Annotated in this window: 22 protein-coding genes; 11 read left to right on the top strand and 11 right to left on the bottom strand. The window is 65.2% G+C overall.

Translation table 11 applies throughout. The annotated features are described in order from the left end of the window. Positions 1-5 precede the first annotated feature (5 nt). Together QN239_RS21145 and QN239_RS21140 are read right to left on the bottom strand one after the other, a co-directional pair. Positions 6-410: an META domain-containing protein gene (locus QN239_RS21145; RefSeq protein ID WP_499013201.1), complete on the bottom strand. Its 405-nt coding sequence runs from the start codon at positions 408-410 to the stop codon at positions 6-8. Then, entirely contained in the window at positions 376-645 is a 270-nt protein-coding gene (locus QN239_RS21140; protein ID WP_499013199.1) for an META domain-containing protein, read from the bottom strand. The genes QN239_RS21145 and QN239_RS21140 overlap by 35 nt, the downstream gene beginning before the upstream one ends. Positions 646-681: 36 nt before the next feature. On the opposite strand from QN239_RS21140, the gene dapB reads away from it, so the two are divergent. The 4 genes from dapB to QN239_RS21120 are packed head-to-tail and all read left to right on the top strand — an operon-like array spanning position 682 to position 3308. Beyond that, a complete protein-coding gene (gene dapB, locus QN239_RS21135; protein WP_499013197.1) occupies positions 682-1416 on the top strand; it encodes a 4-hydroxy-tetrahydrodipicolinate reductase in 735 nt (244 codons plus the stop codon). Then, complete coding sequence (locus tag QN239_RS21130; protein WP_499013196.1) at positions 1416-1904, top strand: hypothetical protein; 489 nt, start codon at positions 1416-1418, stop codon at positions 1902-1904. The genes dapB and QN239_RS21130 overlap by 1 nt, the downstream gene beginning before the upstream one ends. Before the next feature lie 44 nt (positions 1905-1948). Beyond that, complete coding sequence (locus QN239_RS21125; RefSeq protein ID WP_499016900.1) at positions 1949-2359, top strand: flavodoxin family protein; 411 nt, start codon at positions 1949-1951, stop codon at positions 2357-2359. 1 nt (position 2360) lies between these two features. Continuing rightward, positions 2361-3308, top strand: a complete 948-nt coding sequence (locus tag QN239_RS21120; RefSeq protein ID WP_267289487.1) for a DUF1214 domain-containing protein — start codon at positions 2361-2363, stop codon at positions 3306-3308. A 1-nt stretch (position 3309) separates the two neighbouring features. On the opposite strand, the gene QN239_RS21115 is transcribed toward QN239_RS21120, so the two are convergent. Then, complete coding sequence (locus tag QN239_RS21115; RefSeq protein WP_499013194.1) at positions 3310-4491, bottom strand: cytochrome P450; 1182 nt, start codon at positions 4489-4491, stop codon at positions 3310-3312. Beyond that, on the bottom strand, positions 4478-5905 hold the full coding sequence (locus QN239_RS21110) for an ABC1 kinase family protein (RefSeq protein ID WP_499013193.1): 1428 nt from the start codon (positions 5903-5905) through the stop codon (positions 4478-4480). Before QN239_RS21110 ends, QN239_RS21115 begins: the two co-directional genes overlap by 14 nt. Before the next feature lie 116 nt (positions 5906-6021). Between QN239_RS21110 and QN239_RS21105 the strand changes: the two genes are divergently transcribed. Together QN239_RS21105 and QN239_RS21100 are read left to right on the top strand one after the other, a co-directional pair. After that, a complete protein-coding gene (locus QN239_RS21105) occupies positions 6022-6582 on the top strand; it encodes a TetR/AcrR family transcriptional regulator (protein WP_499016898.1) in 561 nt (186 codons plus the stop codon). A 22-nt stretch (positions 6583-6604) separates the two neighbouring features. After that, on the top strand, positions 6605-7060 hold the full coding sequence (locus tag QN239_RS21100) for a hypothetical protein (RefSeq protein WP_090356619.1): 456 nt from the start codon (positions 6605-6607) through the stop codon (positions 7058-7060). Here QN239_RS21100 and QN239_RS21095 read toward each other — a convergent pair. Continuing rightward, positions 7054-7971: an HpcH/HpaI aldolase/citrate lyase family protein gene (locus QN239_RS21095; RefSeq protein WP_167158717.1), complete on the bottom strand. Its 918-nt coding sequence runs from the start codon at positions 7969-7971 to the stop codon at positions 7054-7056. The genes QN239_RS21100 and QN239_RS21095 overlap by 7 nt on opposite strands. Positions 7972-7993: 22 nt before the next feature. Then, positions 7994-8743: a dienelactone hydrolase family protein gene (locus QN239_RS21090; RefSeq protein ID WP_499013192.1), complete on the bottom strand. Its 750-nt coding sequence runs from the start codon at positions 8741-8743 to the stop codon at positions 7994-7996. Between the two features lie 42 nt (positions 8744-8785). Between QN239_RS21090 and QN239_RS21085 the strand changes: the two genes are divergently transcribed. From QN239_RS21085 to QN239_RS21075, 3 genes are read left to right on the top strand one after another with little or no spacing between them, the layout of a single operon-like run. After that, positions 8786-9586 carry a thymidylate synthase gene (locus tag QN239_RS21085; RefSeq protein ID WP_499013191.1) on the top strand — a complete coding sequence of 267 codons (801 nt, stop codon included), beginning with the start codon at positions 8786-8788 and terminating at the stop codon, positions 9584-9586. Beyond that, a complete protein-coding gene (locus QN239_RS21080) occupies positions 9583-10056 on the top strand; it encodes a dihydrofolate reductase (RefSeq protein ID WP_499013189.1) in 474 nt (157 codons plus the stop codon). The genes QN239_RS21085 and QN239_RS21080 overlap by 4 nt, the downstream gene beginning before the upstream one ends. Positions 10057-10070: 14 nt before the next feature. Then, positions 10071-11285, top strand: coding sequence for a winged helix-turn-helix domain-containing protein (locus QN239_RS21075; RefSeq protein WP_499013187.1), 1215 nt, complete (start codon positions 10071-10073; stop codon positions 11283-11285). A gap of 75 nt (positions 11286-11360) precedes the next feature. Here the strand turns inward: QN239_RS21075 and QN239_RS21070 are convergent, their stop codons facing one another. Continuing rightward, entirely contained in the window at positions 11361-11804 is a 444-nt protein-coding gene (locus QN239_RS21070) for a nuclear transport factor 2 family protein (RefSeq protein ID WP_499013186.1), read from the bottom strand. A 54-nt stretch (positions 11805-11858) separates the two neighbouring features. After that, positions 11859-12431 carry a TetR/AcrR family transcriptional regulator gene (locus tag QN239_RS21065; protein WP_499016897.1) on the bottom strand — a complete coding sequence of 191 codons (573 nt, stop codon included), beginning with the start codon at positions 12429-12431 and terminating at the stop codon, positions 11859-11861. Between the two features lie 93 nt (positions 12432-12524). Between QN239_RS21065 and QN239_RS21060 the strand changes: the two genes are divergently transcribed. Next, positions 12525-13706, top strand: coding sequence for a phosphotransferase (locus QN239_RS21060; RefSeq protein ID WP_499013185.1), 1182 nt, complete (start codon positions 12525-12527; stop codon positions 13704-13706). A 22-nt stretch (positions 13707-13728) separates the two neighbouring features. On the opposite strand, the gene QN239_RS21055 is transcribed toward QN239_RS21060, so the two are convergent. Both QN239_RS21055 and QN239_RS21050 read right to left on the bottom strand, forming a co-directional pair. Next, positions 13729-14346, bottom strand: a complete 618-nt coding sequence (locus QN239_RS21055; RefSeq protein WP_499013184.1) for a TetR/AcrR family transcriptional regulator — start codon at positions 14344-14346, stop codon at positions 13729-13731. Between the two features lie 21 nt (positions 14347-14367). Then, on the bottom strand, positions 14368-15423 hold the full coding sequence (locus tag QN239_RS21050) for an NAD(P)H-dependent amine dehydrogenase family protein (RefSeq protein WP_499013183.1): 1056 nt from the start codon (positions 15421-15423) through the stop codon (positions 14368-14370). Between the two features lie 129 nt (positions 15424-15552). Between QN239_RS21050 and QN239_RS21045 the strand changes: the two genes are divergently transcribed. Then, positions 15553-16044: a nitroreductase/quinone reductase family protein gene (locus QN239_RS21045; protein ID WP_499013182.1), complete on the top strand. Its 492-nt coding sequence runs from the start codon at positions 15553-15555 to the stop codon at positions 16042-16044. 225 nt (positions 16045-16269) lie between these two features. Here the strand turns inward: QN239_RS21045 and QN239_RS21040 are convergent, their stop codons facing one another. Continuing rightward, positions 16270-18312, bottom strand: coding sequence for a beta-galactosidase (locus tag QN239_RS21040; protein WP_499013181.1), 2043 nt, complete (start codon positions 18310-18312; stop codon positions 16270-16272). Between the last annotated feature and the right edge of the window lie 506 nt (positions 18313-18818).

Here is an 18818-nt window from a genome sequence, read left to right as displayed (position 1 = left end):
AGATGCTACTCGGCGCGCAGCACCAATCCGGTGCCTTCGGCGCCGGTCAGTGTCAGGCGATCGCCGTCGATCGACGCCTGGACCGGGCCGTGGAGCACGCGCAGGATCGACCGTTCGAGATCGCCGAGCTCACCGTCGCATACCGGCCCGCTGGTGTTGAGCGGGCCGAACGTGACCGTATCGCCGACGATCTCGGCGCGACCGTAGAAGGTGTGGCAACCCGTCCACCCGGTGACGGTCCGATCGGGGCGGAAGGTCAATCCGGGCTTGGCCTGCTCCAGCGCCATCGACGTCATGGCGGCCTGCCCGGTCACCAGCGTGTCCACCCGCCAACCGGTGCCGACGAGCGGACGGTCGGGGTCCAGGACCGACTTGTCACGCAGCGTGACGGTCGCGGTGGCGGTGCTCAACGTCAGCGTGTCCGCTGAGATCGGCCGGGCCGGACCCGCGGTTGCAGCCGGCGAACGCCGAGAGCCGACCGTCGGCGAAACCCAGCGTCAACGGCCCGTTGCCGGGGATCTGCTCGCCCGTGACCGCCACCGACACGAAGGTGCGGCCTTCGGGTGTGGGGGCCTCATCAGCCGTCGAGGTACAGGCGCTGCCGGCCACGGCCAGCACGGCGACAAGGAACGGGACAAGGCGCATGGCTCCACGGTACGGACCTCGCAGTAGGCTTCCTCCATGCGAGTTGCGGTGCTGGGTGCCAAGGGCAAAGTCGGTGCGACCATGGTCGCCGCCGTGCGGGATGCTGCCGATCTGGAGTTGTCGGCCGAGGTCGATGCGGGTGACGCGCTGTCGACGCTGACCGACAGCGGTACCGAGGTGGTCATCGACTTCACCCATCCCGATGTGGTGATGGACAACCTGAAGTTCCTGATCGACAACGGGATTCATGCCGTCGTCGGGACCACGGGCTTCACCGAGGAACGCATCGCCCAGGTCCGGGCCTGGCTCGATGCCACGCCCGGGTCGTCGGTGCTGATCGCCCCGAACTTCGCCATCGGTGCCGTGCTGAGCATGCACTTCGCCAAGCAGGCCGCGCGGCACTTCGAGTCCGTCGAGGTCATCGAACTGCATCACCCGTACAAGGCCGACGCGCCGTCGGGCACGGCCACGCGCACCGCCAAGCTCATCGCAGAAGCACGAAAAGGTCTGCCGCCCAACCCCGATGCCACCAGTACGGGCCTCGACGGTGCACGCGGTGCCGATGTCGACGGGATCCCGGTGCACTCGATCCGGCTGGCCGGATTGATCGCGCACCAGGAGGTGCTGTTCGGCACCACGGGGGAGACGCTGACCATCCGCCACGACAGCATGGATCGGACGTCGTTCGTCCCGGGGGTACTGCTCGGGGTGCGCAAGGTGGCCCAGCGCCCCGGCCTGACCATCGGCATCGAACCGCTCCTCGACCTGTAATGGCCGGCTCGGACAGACAGTCAGGCGTGCGCAGCCTGCGCATCCAGCTCCTGATCGGCCTGATGTGCGTCGCGATGGTCGTCTACTTCGTCATCCTCGGCAGGATCGCCGTGGCGTTCATCGTCTCCGGCAAGGCTGCGGCCATCGGGCTGGGGGTGGCGTTGCTCTTGCTGCCCATCGTCGGACTGTGGGCGATGGTGAGCACTCTGCGGGCCGGATTCGCACACCAGCGACTGGCCCGCCTGGCCCGCGAGGCAGGGATGGAGCTGGACGTCAGTTCACTGCCGAGGATGCCGTCGGGCCGGATCGACCGCGATGCGGCCGACGGGCTCTTCGAGACGGTCCGAGAGGAACTGGAAACCGACCGGGACAACTGGGTGCGGTGGTACCGGCTGGCCCGGGCCTATGACTACGCCGGCGACCGGAGCCGGGCCCGCGAGACGATGCGCACGGCGGTCGATATGGAACGGGCCGTGGAACGCGCGTGAAGCTGCTGGTCGTGCACCACACCCCGTCGCCGCACTGCCAGGAGATGTTCGAGGCGGTGCTTTCGGGTGCGACGGATCCGGAGATCGAAGGCGTTGAGGTGGTGCGCCGTCCGGCGCTGACGGTGTCGCCGGTGGACATGCTGGAAGCCGATGGGTATCTGCTCGGCAGCCCGGTCAACCTGGGATATCTGAGCGGGGCGCTCAAACATGCCTTCGACGAGTCGTACTACCAGATCCTCGATTCCACCCGGGGCAGGCCGTTCGGACTATGGCTGCACGGCAATGAGGGCACCGAGGGTGCCGAGCGTGCCATCACCGGGATCACTGCGGGACTGGGCTGGGTGAAAGCGGCCGAGTATGTCGTGGTTTCGGGGAAACCCACCAAATCCGACCTCGAGGCGTGCTGGAATCTGGGCGCGACGGTCGCGGCTCAGCTGATCGATGGGAGAACCTGATATGGCGGTGTTGGTCAACGCCGACAACTTTGTTCGTGCCGAGACGCACAGGATGTTCGCCGATATCCAGCGCGACGCGGGCGGGGTCAATGTGTTCCGGCACAACCGCCTACCGGCGTCGATCGACGAGCAGACCGTCATCCGCCTGAACCGGGACACCTTGTACAGCTTTGCCATCCTCGACCTTGCGGAACCGGCCTGGCTCTCCCTACCCGACTCCGGCGGGCGGTACATGTCCGCGATGGTGGTGAACGAGGACCACTACATCAACGTCATCCTGCACGAGCCGGGCCGCCACCTTCTGACACAGGAGCTGAGTGGATCGCGGTACGTCATGGTCGGTGTCCGCACCCTGGTCGATCCGCTCGACCCTGACGATGTCGCTGTGGTAAGCGCCCTGCAGGATCGTATGAAGCTGGAAACGAGCTCTTCGGAAGCTTTCATCGCGCCGGATTACGACCGCGCAAGTCTGGACAAGACACGCGAAGCCCTGCTGAGCCTGGCCAGTGGTCTGACCGCATTCGATCGGACATTCGGACGTCCGGACGAGGTGGATCCGGTCCACCATCTCATCGGCACCGCCGCAGGATGGGGCGGGTTGCCGACGTCGGAGGCTTCCTATGTCGGTGTCGACCCGGCGTTGCCACCGGGCGAGTACGAGCTGACCTTCAAAGATGTTCCGGTGGAGGCATTCTGGTCGGTCTCGGTGTACAACGCTGCGGGTTTCTTCGAGCCGAATCCACGAAACCTATACTCGGTCAACAGTATTACCGGAGTGCCGAACGAGGACGGCTCGATCACCGTGCGCCTGCGGGCCGAGGTCGGCGACGACGCTCCGCCCAATTGCATCGTCACACCGATTGGCTGGAACTACCTGATTCGGCTGTACCGCCCGCGCAGCGAGTTCTTCACCGGCGCCTGGACAGTACCTGCGCTCACCGGCGGATGAATCAGCCGCCGAACACCATCGGCACGACGAGCGGCCCCCGGATGGCCGGCGTGTTCCGCCACCGCACCGCCCCGTGCAGAACGGGTTGGCGGGCAAGGATCTTCGGCAGGGCGATCGAGATCTCGAGGACCGCCAGCGCGCCGCCCAGGCAGTAGTGGGCGCCGTATCCGAAGGACAGGGGCGCCGGTGCCGTTCTGTCCAGCCGGAAGCGGTCGGGTTGCTCGAACACGGCGGGGTCGCGATTGGCGGCAGCGATCACGACCAGGGTGCTCTCGCCGGCCGCGATCTCGACACCGTCGAGTTCGTGGGGCTCGGTGGCGGTGCGGACGGTGGATTGCACCGGCGCGTCGAGGCGGAGCAGTTCGGTGACCATCGCCGGGTCCGCAGCGTCGATGCGGTCGGCGATGCGGGTGCCGTCACCGTCCGGGGTGAGCAGCGTGACCATTGCCGCGCCCAGGAGATTGGCGGTGGTCTCGTGTCCGGCCACGGCGATGAGGATGGCTGTCATGACGACTTCGTCGAGCGACAGGTCGGGATCGCCGGCGAGGAAACTCAACAGATCGTCACCCGGGTGCACCCGTCGGTCGGCCGCGGTGGGCAGGAATCGGGCCATCAGCCTCGCCGAGGCGGTGGCAACCGCGGCCATCTCGGCCGGGTCGGCCAGGGTCCCGAGCATGCGGATGATGACGGGGGAGACCTCGCGCAGCAGTTGGGCGGCCTCGGCATCGAGGTTCAGCCACGCGCTGACCACCGCGATGGGCAGCGGGAGGGCGATATCGGCCATGAAGTCGAATTCGCGTCCGGTGGGCGGATGGCCGATCAGATCGTCGGCGAGGGCCTCCACGCCCGAGTCGAGGTTCTCGATGAAGCTGCGGGTGAAGACGTCCCGGACCGACCCGCGTAGTCGGCGATGGTCGGCGCCGTCGGCGAAAAGCATGGATCTGCGCGAGAACTCACGGCTGACGGCATCCGAGGACGCCTGGGCCAGCGCGTTGGCGAACGGATCGCTGGTCCAGCCGGTGCCACCGAGCACCTGACGGGCCGCGTCATAACTCAGGATCAGCCAGGCTTGGGCGGCCTCGTCCCACACCACACTGCCCTCGGCGCGGCGCGCCTCGTAGAACTCGTACGGATCGGCGGCATCCCACGGCAGGCGGGCACCGGTGATATCAGCGCTGGTCATGGCGATCCAGTCCGAACGGGAGGCCGCGCTCTTTGACCCAGGCGACATGCCTTCGCCCAAGATCGCTCATGGGTTCGGCTATCCCGTCCATATCGTCGACCGAGGCGCGGGCGTGGAAGGTGGCGTGCAAGACGGTGAAGATGGCGTTCATCGACAGGTTGAGCCGGGAGAAGAACACGAAGTCGGGCGGTACCGACATCCGGCGCATCGGGTGATCGGCGGACCGCACGTCGATGAGGTACTCGATGGCGCGTGCGGAGGCCGCTTCGGTGTACGCGGCCGGCTGCGGGCCGAGCAACTCGTGGATGATGCCCGCGTACCACTGGAAGGCGTCGTCGGCGGTGAGCGTGGAATCTTCTGCGAAGAAACCACTTTCGATCATGGAGGCGCGCAGCTCGTCCTTCCTGCACGTCATCGCGGCCTGCAGCATCGTGACGATCATCTGGCGGGTGCGCTCGGTGAGCACCTTCACGCAGCCGAAGTCGAGGAATCCGACGGTGCCGTCGGAGCCGAACCGGTAGTTGCCGGGGTGGGGGTCGGCGTGGAACAGATTGCCGTGTCGGTACGAACCGGTGAGGAACCGGCTGATCACCTCGGCCCAGGTGTTCTTGAGATCCTGGTCGGCCTGTTGGGCTGCGGCCCAATCCAGTCCATCGAGATACGTCATGGTCAGCACACGGTCGGCCGAGGCCTCGGGAATCACCTCGGGCACCCGGATGAACGGATGGCCGCGATACAGCTCACCGAAGGCATCGATGTGGGCGGCTTCCTGCCGGTAGTCGAGTTCTTCGGAGATGCGCGCCGAGATCTCGGCGGCGGCCTCCCCGATATCGGGCATCGCAGCTCCCAGCGTTCCCGCCGCGCCGGCAGCGAACCGGAAGACGGTGGAGAGCAACTCGGTATTGGACAGGTCATCGCGGATGGCCTGCGCCACGCCCGGGTACTGGATCTTGACGGCCACCCGACGGCCGTCATGCAGGACGGCACGGTGTACCTGGCCGATGGAGGCCGCCGCGACCGGCTCGGCGTCGAACTCGGCGAACACGGCATCGACCGGCCTGCCCAGCTCATTCTCCAGTGTGCGCAGCGCCAGCGTGCTGTCCATGGGCGGGGCATCGGCCTGCAGGCTGGTCAGGGCTTTCTGATACGGCGTGAGCTCACCCGCACCTATCGCGCCGGCGTCCACCATCGACACCAACTGGCCGGCCTTCATCAGGACACCTTTGGAGCGGCCGAGCAGTTCCACGTACCGCTCGGCGGTGCGCTCGTGGAACCGTTCCACGGCGCCGGTGTTGCCCGCCTTCTCCCGCAATGTGGCCACCACCCGGCCGCCGGCGGCCCGAGCGGTGAACCCGGCCACCGGCATCGTGCGACGGACCCGGCCGCGCGGGACTGCGCGATCGTCACCGGACATCAGGGTCCTCCTCGGGCGGGCCGCTTGCTATAGTGCAGTCATACCAAATATATGTACTCACTTATGGACGGTCAAGGGTGGACGTATCGACCAAGGAACGACTGGTCAATGAGGGCATGCGGCTGTTCGGCGAGCAGGGTTACCGGGCGACCAGCATCAACCAGATCGAGAAAGCGGCCGGCCTTGTCCCGGGGTGCGGCGCGCTCTACAACCACTTCAAATCCAAGGAAGCCCTGCTCACGGCCGGCATCGACCGCCAGCTCGACAGGCGCCGGGCGATGCGCGACATCAGTGCACTGTTCGCAGGTCTGGGTGATCTGCGCACGGAGCTCACCCTGCTGTGCCGCTACCTGCTGAGCGTCCTGGACCAGGAGAGTGAATTCCTCCAGGTGGCGGCGCGGACCCCCGCCGCAGACTCCGCCCGCGTGCACGATGCCTATGCCGCGCTCGTCGACGGACTGTGCACCGAACTCGCGGACTGGCTCACCGCCTGCGCGCCCAACCTGGCACCGGCCGATGCCCGCCGGATCGCGACCTTCGGTGTGAACGCCCTACTGGGAAAACGGGTCAGCAGCATCGTGTTCCGCACACCGCAGCCCGGTATCGCGGACGAGGACTATGTCGCGGAGTGGACCGTCATGCTGGCCGACCGCATCGAGTCCCTGCGTCAAAACTGACGCGGGCGGTAGGCTCCCCGCTATGCCTGGGATCGCTGAACTCGCACTTGGCGCCGCCCCGATCGCCGGTGGGGCCATGTTGGGCGTGATCGCGGGGAACCTCAAACCGCCGGACATGCGTGGCCTCATCGCCAAGGATCTCGACCTGCTCGAGCGTATTCCGCCGGATCAGGTCGAGCGCAAAGCACGGCTGCAAGCCAGCATCGACATGCGCATCGACGAACTGATCAGCGCGGGTGAGCGCAGCCGTGAGATCCGCGAGGCGGCGTTGTCCTACCGGGGTAACTGGCGCGACATCGTGGTGTTTCTCTGTGCCGTGCTGTTCACCATCGTGTGGTGGAACGTCAGCCATAGTCGCGCCAACTGGCTGGTGATGTTCATCGCGATGATCATCGTGTCGGTGGCCGCCGGCATCTACGCCGGCCGAGGTGTGCTGCGGGCGGTGCGGACCTTCCTGCACCGCGACGACACTCAGTAGTGGAAGGTGTCCGACGGCGCGGGAATGTGATCGGGATCGTCGCCGAAGTCGGACTCGTGGATGCCATAGGCCTTGGCCAGATCCAAGATCTTGTTGGCGCGCGCGATACGCGGCAGATCCGAGCCGTTGCGGATTTCGCCGCCGTCCCGCTGGAACTCGGTGAAAAACTCTCGGGCCCAGCTGATTTCCTCTTGTGAGGGGGACAGCCCCTCGTTCACGGTGGGGCACTGCTCGGGGGTCAGGCAGATCTTGCCCGTCATCCCGAACTCCGCCGACACGGCGGTCGCCTCGCTGAGCTTGCGGGCGCTCGACCCGACCGTGGGCCCGTCGATGGCACTGGGCAGCTGTGCGGCCTTGGCGGCGATGGTGAACCGCGACCTGGCGTAGGCCAGCGTGGCCGGGTTGTCCCCGAATCCGGTGTCGCGGCGGAAGTCGCCGATGCCGAAAGCCAGCCGGAACGTACCCTTGGCCGCCGCGATCTCGGTGATGCGTTCCAGCCCGCGGGCCGTCTCCACCAGTGCCACGATCGGCACGTCGGGCAGGCGCCGCGCGGTCTCGGTGACATGGTCGACGGACTCGACCATGGCCAGCATGACACCGCCGACCGAGGTGCCGCTCAGCATCTCCAGATCGTCGGCCCACCACGGTGTGCCGAATCCGTTGATCCGGACCCAGTCGGTGTTGCCGTCGCCCAGCCAGCGCACCACGTTGCCGCGGGCGTGATCCTTGTCCTTCGGGGCCACCGCGTCTTCGATGTCGAGGATCACGATGTCCGCGCGGGACTGGGCGGCCGCCGCGAAACGGTCGTACTGGGCGCCGTTGACCAGCAGCCAGCTGCGCGCGAGTACCGGGTCGATCCGGAATCCGGGCTCGGCGGGGTCAGGTTCGAAGGTGCTGGGCTGGTCGTACACGCCGTCAATCGTCGCTTACCGGCTACGCCGAGGCGAAAGCGGCCCCGAATACTCGCTCGGTGTTCGCCCAGTGCCGCTGGGCGGCCGCCTCGTCGTACACCGCCGCGTTGTCGGGCACCGCGAAACCGTGCGCGGCGGAATAGAACTCGATGGTGTGTTCGACGGCGGCGCCGGACAGGGCGTCCTCGAGCCGCTTGGCGTCGTCGGTGGTGAAGGAGGCGTCGTTCTCGGCGGCGCCGACATAGACGACCGCGGTGATCTTGTCGGCCAGCAGATGCGGGCTGTCTGGATCGTCCTCAACCGCCAGCCGGCCGCCGTGAAACGACAGCGCCGCCGCGACGCGCTCGGGTACCCGGGTGGCCACGATCAGGGAGGCCCGCCCGCCCATGCAGTAGCCGGTGGTCCCGAACTTGTCGCCGGCGACATCGGGCCGGGCCGCCAGATAGTCGAAGAACGCCTCGGCATCTGCCGCGAACTTCTCGGGGGTGAGCGTGCCCATCAGCTCGAAGAGCTGCTTGCGCTGCTCCTGGTCGGTGAACACGGTGTTGAGGTCGAAGGGGCCCCAGCCCGGGGTGCGGTAGTAGACATCGGGTACCAGCACCACATAGCCGAAGCCGGCCAGTTGGGCCGCCATCTGGTCAAACGTGGGACGCAGGCCGCCGGCGTCGGGGAACATCACGACAGCGGGCCAGGGGCCGGTCCCGTCGGGGGTGGCCACGGTGACGGTGCAGGTGCCGTCGGCAGTGGTGATGGTGTCTTGGGTGATCGGCATGGTGTCCGTTCTACCTCAGGTGTTCGGACGTAAACTGTGCGCGTGCCGATTGCCACCCCGTACGAGGATCTGCTGCGTCTGGTGCTGGAGCGGGGCACGCCGAAGTCCGACCGCACCGGTACCGGAACGCGCAGCCTGTTCGGCCACCAGATGCGTTATGACCTCAACGCGGGCTTCCCGCTGATCACCACCAAGAAGGTGCACACCAAGTCGATCGTCTACGAATTGTTGTGGTTCCTGCGGGGTGACTCCAATGTGCGCTGGCTGCAGGAGCACGGCGTCACCATCTGGGACGAATGGGCTTCCGAAACCGGTGATCTGGGCCCGGTCTACGGCGTGCAGTGGCGGTCCTGGCCGACGCCGTCCGGCGAGCACATCGACCAGATCAGCCAAGCTCTGGAACTGCTCAAGCGCGATCCCGACAGTCGCCGCAACATCGTCTCGGCCTGGAACGTCGGCGAGATCCCGCAGATGGCCCTGCCGCCGTGCCACGCGTTCTTCCAGTTCTATGTCGCGGACGGGCGGCTGAGCTGCCAGCTCTACCAGCGCAGCGCCGACCTGTTCCTCGGCGTGCCGTTCAACATCGCCAGCTACGCGCTGCTCACCCACATGATGGCGGCCCAGGCCGGCTTGGGGGTGGGGGAGTTCGTATGGACGGGCGGGGACTGCCACATCTACGACAACCACGTCGATCAGGTCGCCCTGCAGCTGTCGCGGGATCCGCGACCCTACCCGGAACTCGTTCTGGCCCATCGTGATTCGATCTTCGATTACACCTATGACGATATCGAGATCAAGAACTACGACCCGCACCCGGGGATCAAGGCCCCCGTGGCGGTATGACGACAGCGCTGATCTGGGCGCAGTCCACCTCGGGGGTGATCGGCCGGGACAACGGAATCCCCTGGCGGCTGCCCGAAGACCAGGCCCGATTCAAAGAGTTGACCATCGGTCAGACCGTGATCATGGGCAGGCTGACCTGGGAGTCGCTGCCCGCCAAGGTGCGCCCACTGCCCGGGCGCCGCAACGTGGTGGTGACCCGCGACGCGAGCTATGTGGCCGACGGGGCCGAGGTGGTCACCGCGCTGCCCGATGACCTCGACGGTTGGGTGATCGGCGGGGCCCAGCTGTATGCGCTGGCGTTGCCGTTGGCCGACCGCGTGGAGGTCACCGAGATCGAGGTCGACGTCGACGGTGATGCGTTCGCCCCGGTGCTCGACGACTCCTGGTCGGTGAGCCATGGCCCGTGGTTGACGAGCGGCTCCGGGCTGCGCTACCGGTTCAACGGTTACCGCCGCTTGTCGGTGGCATAGGGCACGATGACCCGGTGCCCTCTCTGACCGTTGCGCAGGCCCGTCGTATCGCCATCGCCGCGCAGGGCTTCCACGAGCCTCGTCCCGCGGGCGCCGTCACCCGTGCGCATCTGAAGCGATTGATCTCCAGAATTCAGGTGCTGCAGCTGGATTCGATATCGGTCGCGGTGCGTGCCCACTATGCGCCGGTGTTCAGCCGGCTCGGCGGCTACGACCGCGATGTGCTGGACCGGGCCGCCTGGAGCCACAGTGCGAAAAGTCCGCGGTTGCTGGTCGAGTACTGGGCGCACGAGGCAGCGCTGATGGCGGTCGAGGACTGGCCGCTGCTGCGCTGGCGCATGCGGGAATACACGCACGGCCGGTGGGGTACCGAGATCGTCCGCAAGAACCAGCAGCTGGTCGAGGACGTCCTCGCCGCCGTGGACGTGCTCGGGCCGTCCACCGCCGGTCAGATCGAGGCGCACCTGGAGTCCGAACCGCGCGGCCGCAAAGGTCCCGCCAAGAAGGAGATGTGGGATCGCAGCGATACCAAGTGGGTGGCTGAGGCGCTGTTCGCCTCCGGCAGGCTGACCACGGCGACCCGGGTGGGTTTTGCGCGGCACTACGACCTGGCTGAGAAGGTGCTGCCGCCGGACGTGGTGGCCCGTGAGGTCGATGATCAGGAAGCCTTGCGGGAGTTGATCTTGCGTGCCGCCGGTGCCCTCGGGGTGGCGACCGAGACGGATCTACGGGACTACTTCCGGCTGAATCCCAAACAGAGCAAGCCCACCGTGGCGGCGCTGGTGGCCGAAGGCGAACTCGAGCCGGTCGAGATCGACGGAACGCCCGCCTACCTGCGGGCCGGGCAGAAGGTGCCGCGCCTCGACCGGGGCACGGCGCTACTGTGCCCGTTCGATCCGCTGATCTTCTTCCGGCCCCGGGTGGAGCGCCTGTTCGGCTTCCACTACCGCATCGAGATCTATGTACCCGCACCGAAGCGCCAATTCGGTTACTACGTATGGCCTTTCCTTCTCGACGGTGAGCTGGTGGGCCGGGTGGACCTCAAACGCACCGACAACGCGCTGCATGTGGTCGGGGCGTTCGCCGAGGACGGTCAGGACCGGTCCCGGGTGGCCGCCGCCCTTTCCGTCGAGCTGCAGGCGATGGCCGGCTGGCTGGGCGTGGGCGGGGTGACCGTGGGGGATCGCGGGGACCTGGCCGTGCCGCTGCGCCGCGTGGTCGGGAGCTAGAGCGTGCATGATGAATGGGGTAGCCGGGGGATGATGGTGCGCAAGTCCGCTGCGGCGCAACGACGAACCCGGAGGCTACCTAGTCGATCCGGAGCCTGTGAATGGCGAGTTGACGAACCAGAGATTATCTTCGCGGAGATCGCTGCTTCGCCATCCCGAGCGGGTTCGGATGAGGGTGTGATGGTAATAGCCGCCGCAGTAGCTCATATCCGGGATCCCGGGGAACTGCATGGGGTTGTAGAACTGCGCGCGCGCATATGCGGTGTCGCCCTTGATCTCGGTGTACACATTTGTGACGTAGTGCATCGTCATCGGTATGACCGACAGCGACTCGCGCAGCCACTCCACGATCTCGTCGCGTGATCCCGCGATTCCGAAAGGGGCCGACGTGTAGTCCAACCGGGCGTCCTCGGTGAACAGCGAGCGATACAGCTCCCAGTTCCTGGTGTCGACAGCGTACGCGTAGCTGGACAGCAGCCTTTCAATCTCGAGGGTGTCGCCAGTATGGCTATCGTCCATCGAAGTTCCTTGTCTCGTAGGGTAATAGAGTCAATTCTGGTGCGTACAGCGTGCTTACGCGTCTGCGGTGAGCACCGCAGACAGGGTTGCCACCAGCTCCTCAGTGGCCCGCTTGCGGCCGCGGGGTGAACCGAGCTCGCCGCGCCGTTCGTAGTCGGCCATCAGCGCGAACATCGTGGTCACCATCATGCGGATTCGGCGTGTCTGTCCTGAGCGATCGATACCGGCCATCCGCGTGTTGAGGCGCTTGGTCAGCGTCATCACCGCAGGCCATCTCTCACCGGTTGGCACGGCCTGGGAGATCACTGGGTGGGTGCGGATCTGCTCGACAAACCGCGCATAGTGTGTGGCGCCCTCGATATACGGAATCTCCAGGGCCGGTTCGACAATGGCGCGCAGCACATCGGTCAAGGTGAAGTCGGAGCGCGAATCGAGTTCCGCCAGCAGGTCTCGCCTGCGCTGTTCCAATCCAACCATGCGCCTTTCCAGGGTTGCCTTGATCAGGCCGTCGTAGTTTCCGAAGTGGTAGATCACCGCCGAGTTATTGCGTTGCCCAGCGGCTGCCGCGATCTCGCGCAAGCTGACCGTCATCCCACGCTCGGCAATGAGGCGCTCAGTGGTGTCCATGAGCAGTTCGCGCGCTGGCGTTGCGGTCAACATCGACCTCGACCTTCCGTTTGTCGATGGCTACCCGGCAATTAAAGCACATGGTATGTTCCCATGGGTAAAGCATGTGCTTTAGGAGGCCGGCGGCATCGGCATCGTCGACAGACCATGAATCGGAGTATTGTCTTGCAGTGCAATGAAATTCCCCTCGATCCAGATGAGTTCGACCCGGCGTTGATGCAGCGACTGATCAACAGCAAGTATCCCGAGGTCACTGTCGACACGATCCGGATCGTCGATGCTGCACTCTCCAGTGAGGGCGAGGAGAAGGTCTCGACGGCACGTCGGATCGGGGTCGAGGTCGGATACGGCACTGATGCCGGATTCGACCTTCCCAGACGTGTGATCGTCAAGGTCGCCCGGCCCGGAATGGGCGCCTTGCCGCTGTACGACAACGAGGTCAACGTCTACTCCAGGCTCGGTGACGAGCTGCCGATCAACACCCCCCGTTGCTTCGGCGCCGTGCGCGATATTCCGAGCACCTCGTTCGGACTCGTCCTGGAGGACCTGCGGCCCCGGGGAATCGAGTTTCCCTCCGTGCTCACACCGACGACACCCGGCGATCTGAAGAAGCTCCTCGACCAGTTCGCCGCACTGCACGCCGCCTATTGGGAATCGCCGCGTTTCGATGAGGACATGTCCTGGGTGCACCCCCATGTCAGCGGGCCCATTCATGAGCTGTTCAACCACGAGGGCGGGGTGCCCATGCTCGTGAACTGGGAGGTACAGACCCAGCAGTTCAAACGGGAGCTGATCCAGTCGGTCGAAGAATCCACCGGCTCACTGTTTGAGAAAGTTGCCGTCGCACAAAGGCATCAGGCCACATTGCCGCGCACGCTGGTCCACGGTGACGCCCACATCGGCAACACCTACCGCATGCCCGACGGCAGTCATGGCCTTCTCGACTACCAGTTGACCGCGCACGGTTTCTGCATGCACGACGTCGCCTACATCATCATCACCGGCCTGTCGGTAACGGACCGTCGCGCTCACGAACACGAACTCATCGCCTACTACCGTGATCGACTGATCCAAGCCGGCGTCACCGACGCTCCTTCGCTTGCTGATCTGGAGCAGGAGTATCGGTATGCGGCCGCCTGGTGCTTCTACATCGGCTGGCTGACGACACCTTTGGAGAACTACGGCTGGGAAATCAACGTCGCCAACCATATTCGTCTGGCTACCGCGTACCGCGACCTTGACAGCAACAAGGCCCTGTCCGGCTTGCGCGGATAGCCCGTCCGCCACGGCCCGCCCGTCACGCAGGCGGAGTCGATGGCGCCAGACCCGGCGTCAAGAATTGTCCAACGAACTGGCTGAGTTCGTCTCGGTTATCAGGGCTGATGTACTGGCTTGGCACAGTGCTCAGGGATAGGACGATTCGCGCTACCCACTCTCCCGCCCAATCCAGCGGCACATCTGATCGCACTTCACCGCGGAGCTGTGCCTCATGTACGTAACGACGCCAGGTGGCATCCAGCCACGGAATGAAGTGCTGCATCCCGATCTCACTGACCGCGGCGAATGCTTCGGGTTCGGTCTCGCGAAGATGGACAAGCAACGGACGTTTCTGCATGGTCCGTGCCAGCAGCACAGACTCCACGACCGTGTCGACGAGGGTGTTCGCCGCTCGCACACGCGCGCCTTCGGCCTCCCAGTGAGCGTTGTCGATGCGCACCATCACTGCACCCAGCAGTCTGGTTTTGTCCTGGTAGAGCCTGTAGAGCCAGGCCCGCGATACCCCGGCCGCCGTTGCGACATCAGACATCGTCGTATTGCGGATGCCGCGGTCGCGTAGACAGACCTCGGCGGCGTCGAGAATGCGGTCGCGGTCGTCGCTGGTGGCCGACCGCGCCGCATCCCGTTTCGTCTTCATTCAGCCATTGTGCCGAGGGGCTCAGGGCTTGACGTACCCGGTCACCGGTGGCAGCTCGGCCAGTGTGACAATCCCAGGACGTGCGGCGACAACGGCGGGCACGGCGTTGGTCACGGGTAAGGCGGTGTAGATCATGCCCATCTCCATCCACTCTTCGGGCTTGTCGTAGCCGCGCGGCGGCAGGCAGTGGATGACGGTGCGCATGTTGGGCATGCCGAACACCTGAATGACATGGCCGTCGGCCAGTGGCTTGGGCGGCACGACGTGGCCCATGGTCCAGTTGAACCCGACGCTGACCACGTTCCGATCACCGACCCAGCCGCGGTGGTAACCGAACACGCTGGCCACACTGCCCTTGGGAATCTTGATGAACCCCAGGTCAGCGTCCTCGGTGGCCGGCGTGAATGTCACGTCGAAGGTGAACCTGTCCAAGGTGACCCCCAGCGCATCGGCCATCATCGCCGCAGACTCAGCGAACACCTCGGATTCGCGCCGGGCCATCTCGGCCAGACCCGGTTCGTCGGGATCGTGAGCGAAGCCCATCGCGGCCATCGTGCCGCCCGACTTGTACGTGGAGCAGTCCACCGACTCGGTGATTCGTATTTCGTCCACACTCTCACAGGCGGCACTGAGCACCATGCCGACGGTGTTGGTGATGCCGGGGTGCGCGCCGCTCCCAAACATCGTCGAATTGCCCTTTTCGCAAGCCTTTTCGATGCGTGCGCGATCGGTGTCGGAGAGCTTGCCGCCGGTGATCCACGCCGCTGTCGACGCCACGTTGACCCCGGCTGACAACAAAGCCTCGAGCTCATCGACGTTCGGCCACAGCGGGTTGTAACAACACGCGTCGGGCTTCAACGCTAACAGTTCACTGATGGTGTTGGTGGCCCGGACGCCGGTGGGTTCGGACCGTCCACACAAATCGGCGGCGTCCACACCGACCTTGTCCGCACCATGCGCGTAGACCCCGACCAGCTCCATGTCCTCACGCTCGATGATCGCGTGCAGCGAACGACGCCCGATGTTGCCGGTCGTCCACTGGATCACCCGAAGCGGGCTCGAACCATTCCACCTCATGCGCTGTTGCTCCCATCTCTCCGCCGCGTCACTGTAGACATCTGGCGGTTATTGTCTACAGTGGAATGGCGTACGTTTCAAGCCCGGGCACTCCCGGTACGCCGGACTGGGCAACGGAAAGGACTCGATGTGACAGCCAATCAGCGCCTCTTCGGATTCATCACAACGAGCTTCGGCACCCGCGTGGAGCACGCGGCCGTCCGCTGGCTGGGCTACTCACCGATGACCCACCTGTACGCCCGCACGAACGGCGTTGCCTACAACCATCCACTGCTATTGACGACGACGGGACGCAAGTCGGGCCGCAAGTTCTCCGTCGTCCTGCCTTGGTTCGGCTTCAACGGCAACATCGTCATCGTGGGTTCTCGCGGCGGCACCTCCCGAGATCCCGACTGGGCCTTAAACCTTCGCTCAAACCATCTGGCCGAAGCCATCATTCGATGCAGGTCGCACATCGTCTCGGCCCGAGAACTCCAGGGGCCGGAGCGTGCCGAATGCTGGGATCAACTGATAACGCGGGTCCCGGACTATGCCACCTACCAGAAGCGAGCAAGTCGACACCGAACGATCCCCGTGTTCGTCCTCACCATGATGGGCGGCAACTCCGGCGTGAAACCGTAGTCGCCACGGAGCCGCCGTCTCGTGCCGCCGGGCGGCGGCGCCGGCCACCCTCCTTGGCTTACATCTGCTCCGTCGCAGTTCGCGGCTTCTGCAGAACGGCGATGAGCTGGCGTGGCGTCTGATTGGTGTGCACGCTCTTCCCGTTTCAAGCCGGATATGTGGACGAACGAGATTATTTGTCTACGGGCGTTGCCTGACAGCACTCCAGGACGACGTCAACGAGCCCTAGTCGGCACTCTCGTGCGAGGTGCTCGTCGACTCGGAGCTGCGGGCCTCGGACGCCTCAGGCTGACGGTGGGTTGCGGCGCCCTGCTCGGTTGACGGTCCGGTGCGCCGCGGCGACGTGGTGGACGCTGTCGAGGATGTCGACTCATCGGCGGTCGCCTTGGTGGGCTTGGTCCGCTTGGTCTTCTTCGGCGGCTTGGGGGTCTTCGTGGGCGTCGACGCCGTCGTGGTGTCGGACGCCGCATCGGTATCGCCCGCCTTGGTGGTCGATGAGGTGTCCGTCGACCCCGAGGTGCCGGAATCCTTCGCGGTATCCGTGGTGGCGGCGGTGTCCGTCGTAGTGTCGGCGGTCGGGGGCGTCTCCGCCGTGGTGGCTGCCTTCTCCTCCGTGGTGGTAGCCGTGACGGTGTCGGTCGACGCCGTCTGAGTCGCCGCGGATGCCGCGACCGTCGCCGAGGTTTCGGATACCGCCGATGTTGCTGATGTCGTGGAGGTTTCGGATATCGCCGTCGTCTCTGCGGCGGTGGTATCCGCCTCGGCGGTGACTGTCGAGGCCACCGTGGCCGATTTTGCCGTCGCCGCCAGGGCGGTGGTGCCGGTGGTCGTCGATGTGGTCGATGCCTTGGCGGCCGACAGTGCCGTCGTGACCGCACTAACCACGCTGTTCAGTGCCGTGGCAACGCTGGTCTGTACGTTGCCCACCGCCGTCGAAAGACTGTTGGCCACCGCGGTGGCGATCACCTTGATGCTCGTCAGCTGCGCCCACGCGGCGCCGAACGTGGTGCCGATCGTGGCTTTGATCGAGACGATGAACTGCTGCAGGTTCTTCACGAATCGGGTGTACGCGTTGCCGCCGTCGGTCTCGGTGGGGAAGACGGGCGTGTACCCGGCTTCGGCCAGGGTGGGGTTGGCTGCCAGCCAGGCGGCCAAGACAGCCGCCGCATCCTTGGCGGTCCAGTCGTCGGTGTACAGGCCCCAGTTGTCCTCGATGTTGCCGTCGCCGGTGTTCTGGTCCACCAGTGAGTAGACGAACATCGGTCCCACGCCGGACAGCGTCGACCACGCCTCGAGGAAATCCTGGAGAAACTCCGATTGCATTGCCTCGGTGTACGAGCCGGAGGTGGGCATGCCGTACTCGGTGGCCCAGATCAGCTTGTCCGTATCGCCATTGGCATCCATCAGGGCGCGGATCGCCTTTACCTGCTCGATGGCCGAATCGACCGTGCCGGTGCCGGCGCTGAATTCACTCGCCAAGCCGTAGGGGTGGATTGACAGCGCGTCGAAGTAGTCGGCCGCACCGGCGGCGTACATCTGCTCGATGAAGTCGACGGCATTGATCGTGTCCGTACCCAGCGAAACTCCGGAGCCCACCACCCCGCCGATAACGGTGGCATCGGGGTCGGCTTTCTTGATGGCGGTGTAGGCCGCTTTGAGAAGTTCGGTGTAGTCCTGCGCCGACGGCGTCGGTGACCATCCCAGATATCCGTTGGGCTCGTTCCAGATCTCGTACGCCGAGATCAGCTGGTTTCCGTCATTGGCACTGGCGCCGTACCGGGTGGCCAGTGCACTGACGAACGACGCATAGTCCGTGTAATCGGACGGTTCCCCGTTGGCGACGGTGTAGCCGTAGTCCGAGGCCCAGGTCGGGGTACTGGTGACACAGGCGGTGACGGCGATCCCGCGTTCGGCGGCAGCGGCGATGACGGTGTCGAGACTCGACCAGTCGTACTCGCCCTCGGTAGCTTCGATGTTGCGCCAGGGCACCAGGATGCGAATCTGAGTGACACCCAGCGAGTCCAGGCTGTCCATGGCGGAGGCGAGGTCGTCAGCGGACATGTAGTAGAAGTCGGATTCGGCGATGCCCGCCGCGGTCGAACTGGTGTCGACCGTGGCGGTCAACACGTAGGGCGACGAGGCTTGCCGGATGGCAGGGGGTTCCGGCGGCGTAGACAGATGCGCGCCTGCGGTCACCACGATCGCGGCCAACAGTGGGGCGCCGAATTTGACCGAATCAGTGCCACAGCGGCCAAGGATCTTCTTCATTGCCATGACTCCAGTCACTCTCTACTAAAAGTGCTCCAGCGAATGCTGCAGACCTTAAGCAGGTTGACAGGAATTGTCAGTATTTCCCAGCGAATTGTGTGCGCAACTATTAACACAGTGCGCACATATATTCCTCATAGGAGGAAACAATTATTCGAATTCCGGCAAACTGTCCGCGCATGCCATTCGCCAATTGAACCGACGGGACCAATGTGCAAGACTGGTATCAATTCACCTGTGATTGAACAGTTTCGGCGATAGATGTCGATACCCTGACTCCTGTATGCGGCAAAGCAAACTTGCGGTTGCAAACGTAGTAAATATCCGCCAGTCATTCGGTACGACCGAACCAGTCCGATTGGCCCGGGTTGCCAGCCCATTTGCTGAGGAATTTCACAGCTGAAGAGGTGAGCGGGGTCGAATGCGGCGGTGCGGCTATGTCTTTCCCGGGTAGCGGCGCGGCGCCGGGCCCGAGCGCTCGAGAGTGGAAAGCGATACCGCCAGCG

It is taken from the genome of Mycolicibacterium sp. Y3, assembly GCF_051188035.1.
GTDB classification, from domain to species: domain Bacteria; phylum Actinomycetota; class Actinomycetes; order Mycobacteriales; family Mycobacteriaceae; genus Mycobacterium; species Mycobacterium fluoranthenivorans.
Note: the sequence above shows the minus strand (reverse complement) of the source record. Positions and strands in the feature narration are given on the sequence as shown.

Coding starts and splice junctions, on each gene's coding strand:
- QN239_RS21065 (WP_499016897.1), bottom strand. CDS start 12,431: ATGGACACCACTGAGCGCCTCATTGCCGAGCGTGGGATGACGGTCAGC.
- QN239_RS21070 (WP_499013186.1), bottom strand. CDS start 11,804: ATGGACGATAGCCATACTGGCGACACCCTCGAGATTGAAAGGCTGCTG.
- QN239_RS21100 (WP_090356619.1), top strand. CDS start 6,605: ATGCCTGGGATCGCTGAACTCGCACTTGGCGCCGCCCCGATCGCCGGT.
- QN239_RS21040 (WP_499013181.1), bottom strand. CDS start 18,312: ATGAAGAAGATCCTTGGCCGCTGTGGCACTGATTCGGTCAAATTCGGC.
- QN239_RS21125 (WP_499016900.1), top strand. CDS start 1,949: ATGTTCGAGGCGGTGCTTTCGGGTGCGACGGATCCGGAGATCGAAGGC.
- QN239_RS21115 (WP_499013194.1), bottom strand. CDS start 4,491: ATGACCAGCGCTGATATCACCGGTGCCCGCCTGCCGTGGGATGCCGCC.
- QN239_RS21055 (WP_499013184.1), bottom strand. CDS start 14,346: ATGAAGACGAAACGGGATGCGGCGCGGTCGGCCACCAGCGACGACCGC.
- QN239_RS21050 (WP_499013183.1), bottom strand. CDS start 15,423: ATGAGGTGGAATGGTTCGAGCCCGCTTCGGGTGATCCAGTGGACGACC.
- QN239_RS21140 (WP_499013199.1), bottom strand. CDS start 645: ATGCGCCTTGTCCCGTTCCTTGTCGCCGTGCTGGCCGTGGCCGGCAGC.
- QN239_RS21130 (WP_499013196.1), top strand. CDS start 1,416: ATGGCCGGCTCGGACAGACAGTCAGGCGTGCGCAGCCTGCGCATCCAG.
- QN239_RS21110 (WP_499013193.1), bottom strand. CDS start 5,905: ATGTCCGGTGACGATCGCGCAGTCCCGCGCGGCCGGGTCCGTCGCACG.
- QN239_RS21080 (WP_499013189.1), top strand. CDS start 9,583: ATGACGACAGCGCTGATCTGGGCGCAGTCCACCTCGGGGGTGATCGGC.
- dapB (WP_499013197.1), top strand. CDS start 682: ATGCGAGTTGCGGTGCTGGGTGCCAAGGGCAAAGTCGGTGCGACCATG.
- QN239_RS21120 (WP_267289487.1), top strand. CDS start 2,361: ATGGCGGTGTTGGTCAACGCCGACAACTTTGTTCGTGCCGAGACGCAC.
- QN239_RS21090 (WP_499013192.1), bottom strand. CDS start 8,743: ATGCCGATCACCCAAGACACCATCACCACTGCCGACGGCACCTGCACC.
- QN239_RS21060 (WP_499013185.1), top strand. CDS start 12,525: ATGGGTAAAGCATGTGCTTTAGGAGGCCGGCGGCATCGGCATCGTCGA.
- QN239_RS21105 (WP_499016898.1), top strand. CDS start 6,022: ATGCGGCTGTTCGGCGAGCAGGGTTACCGGGCGACCAGCATCAACCAG.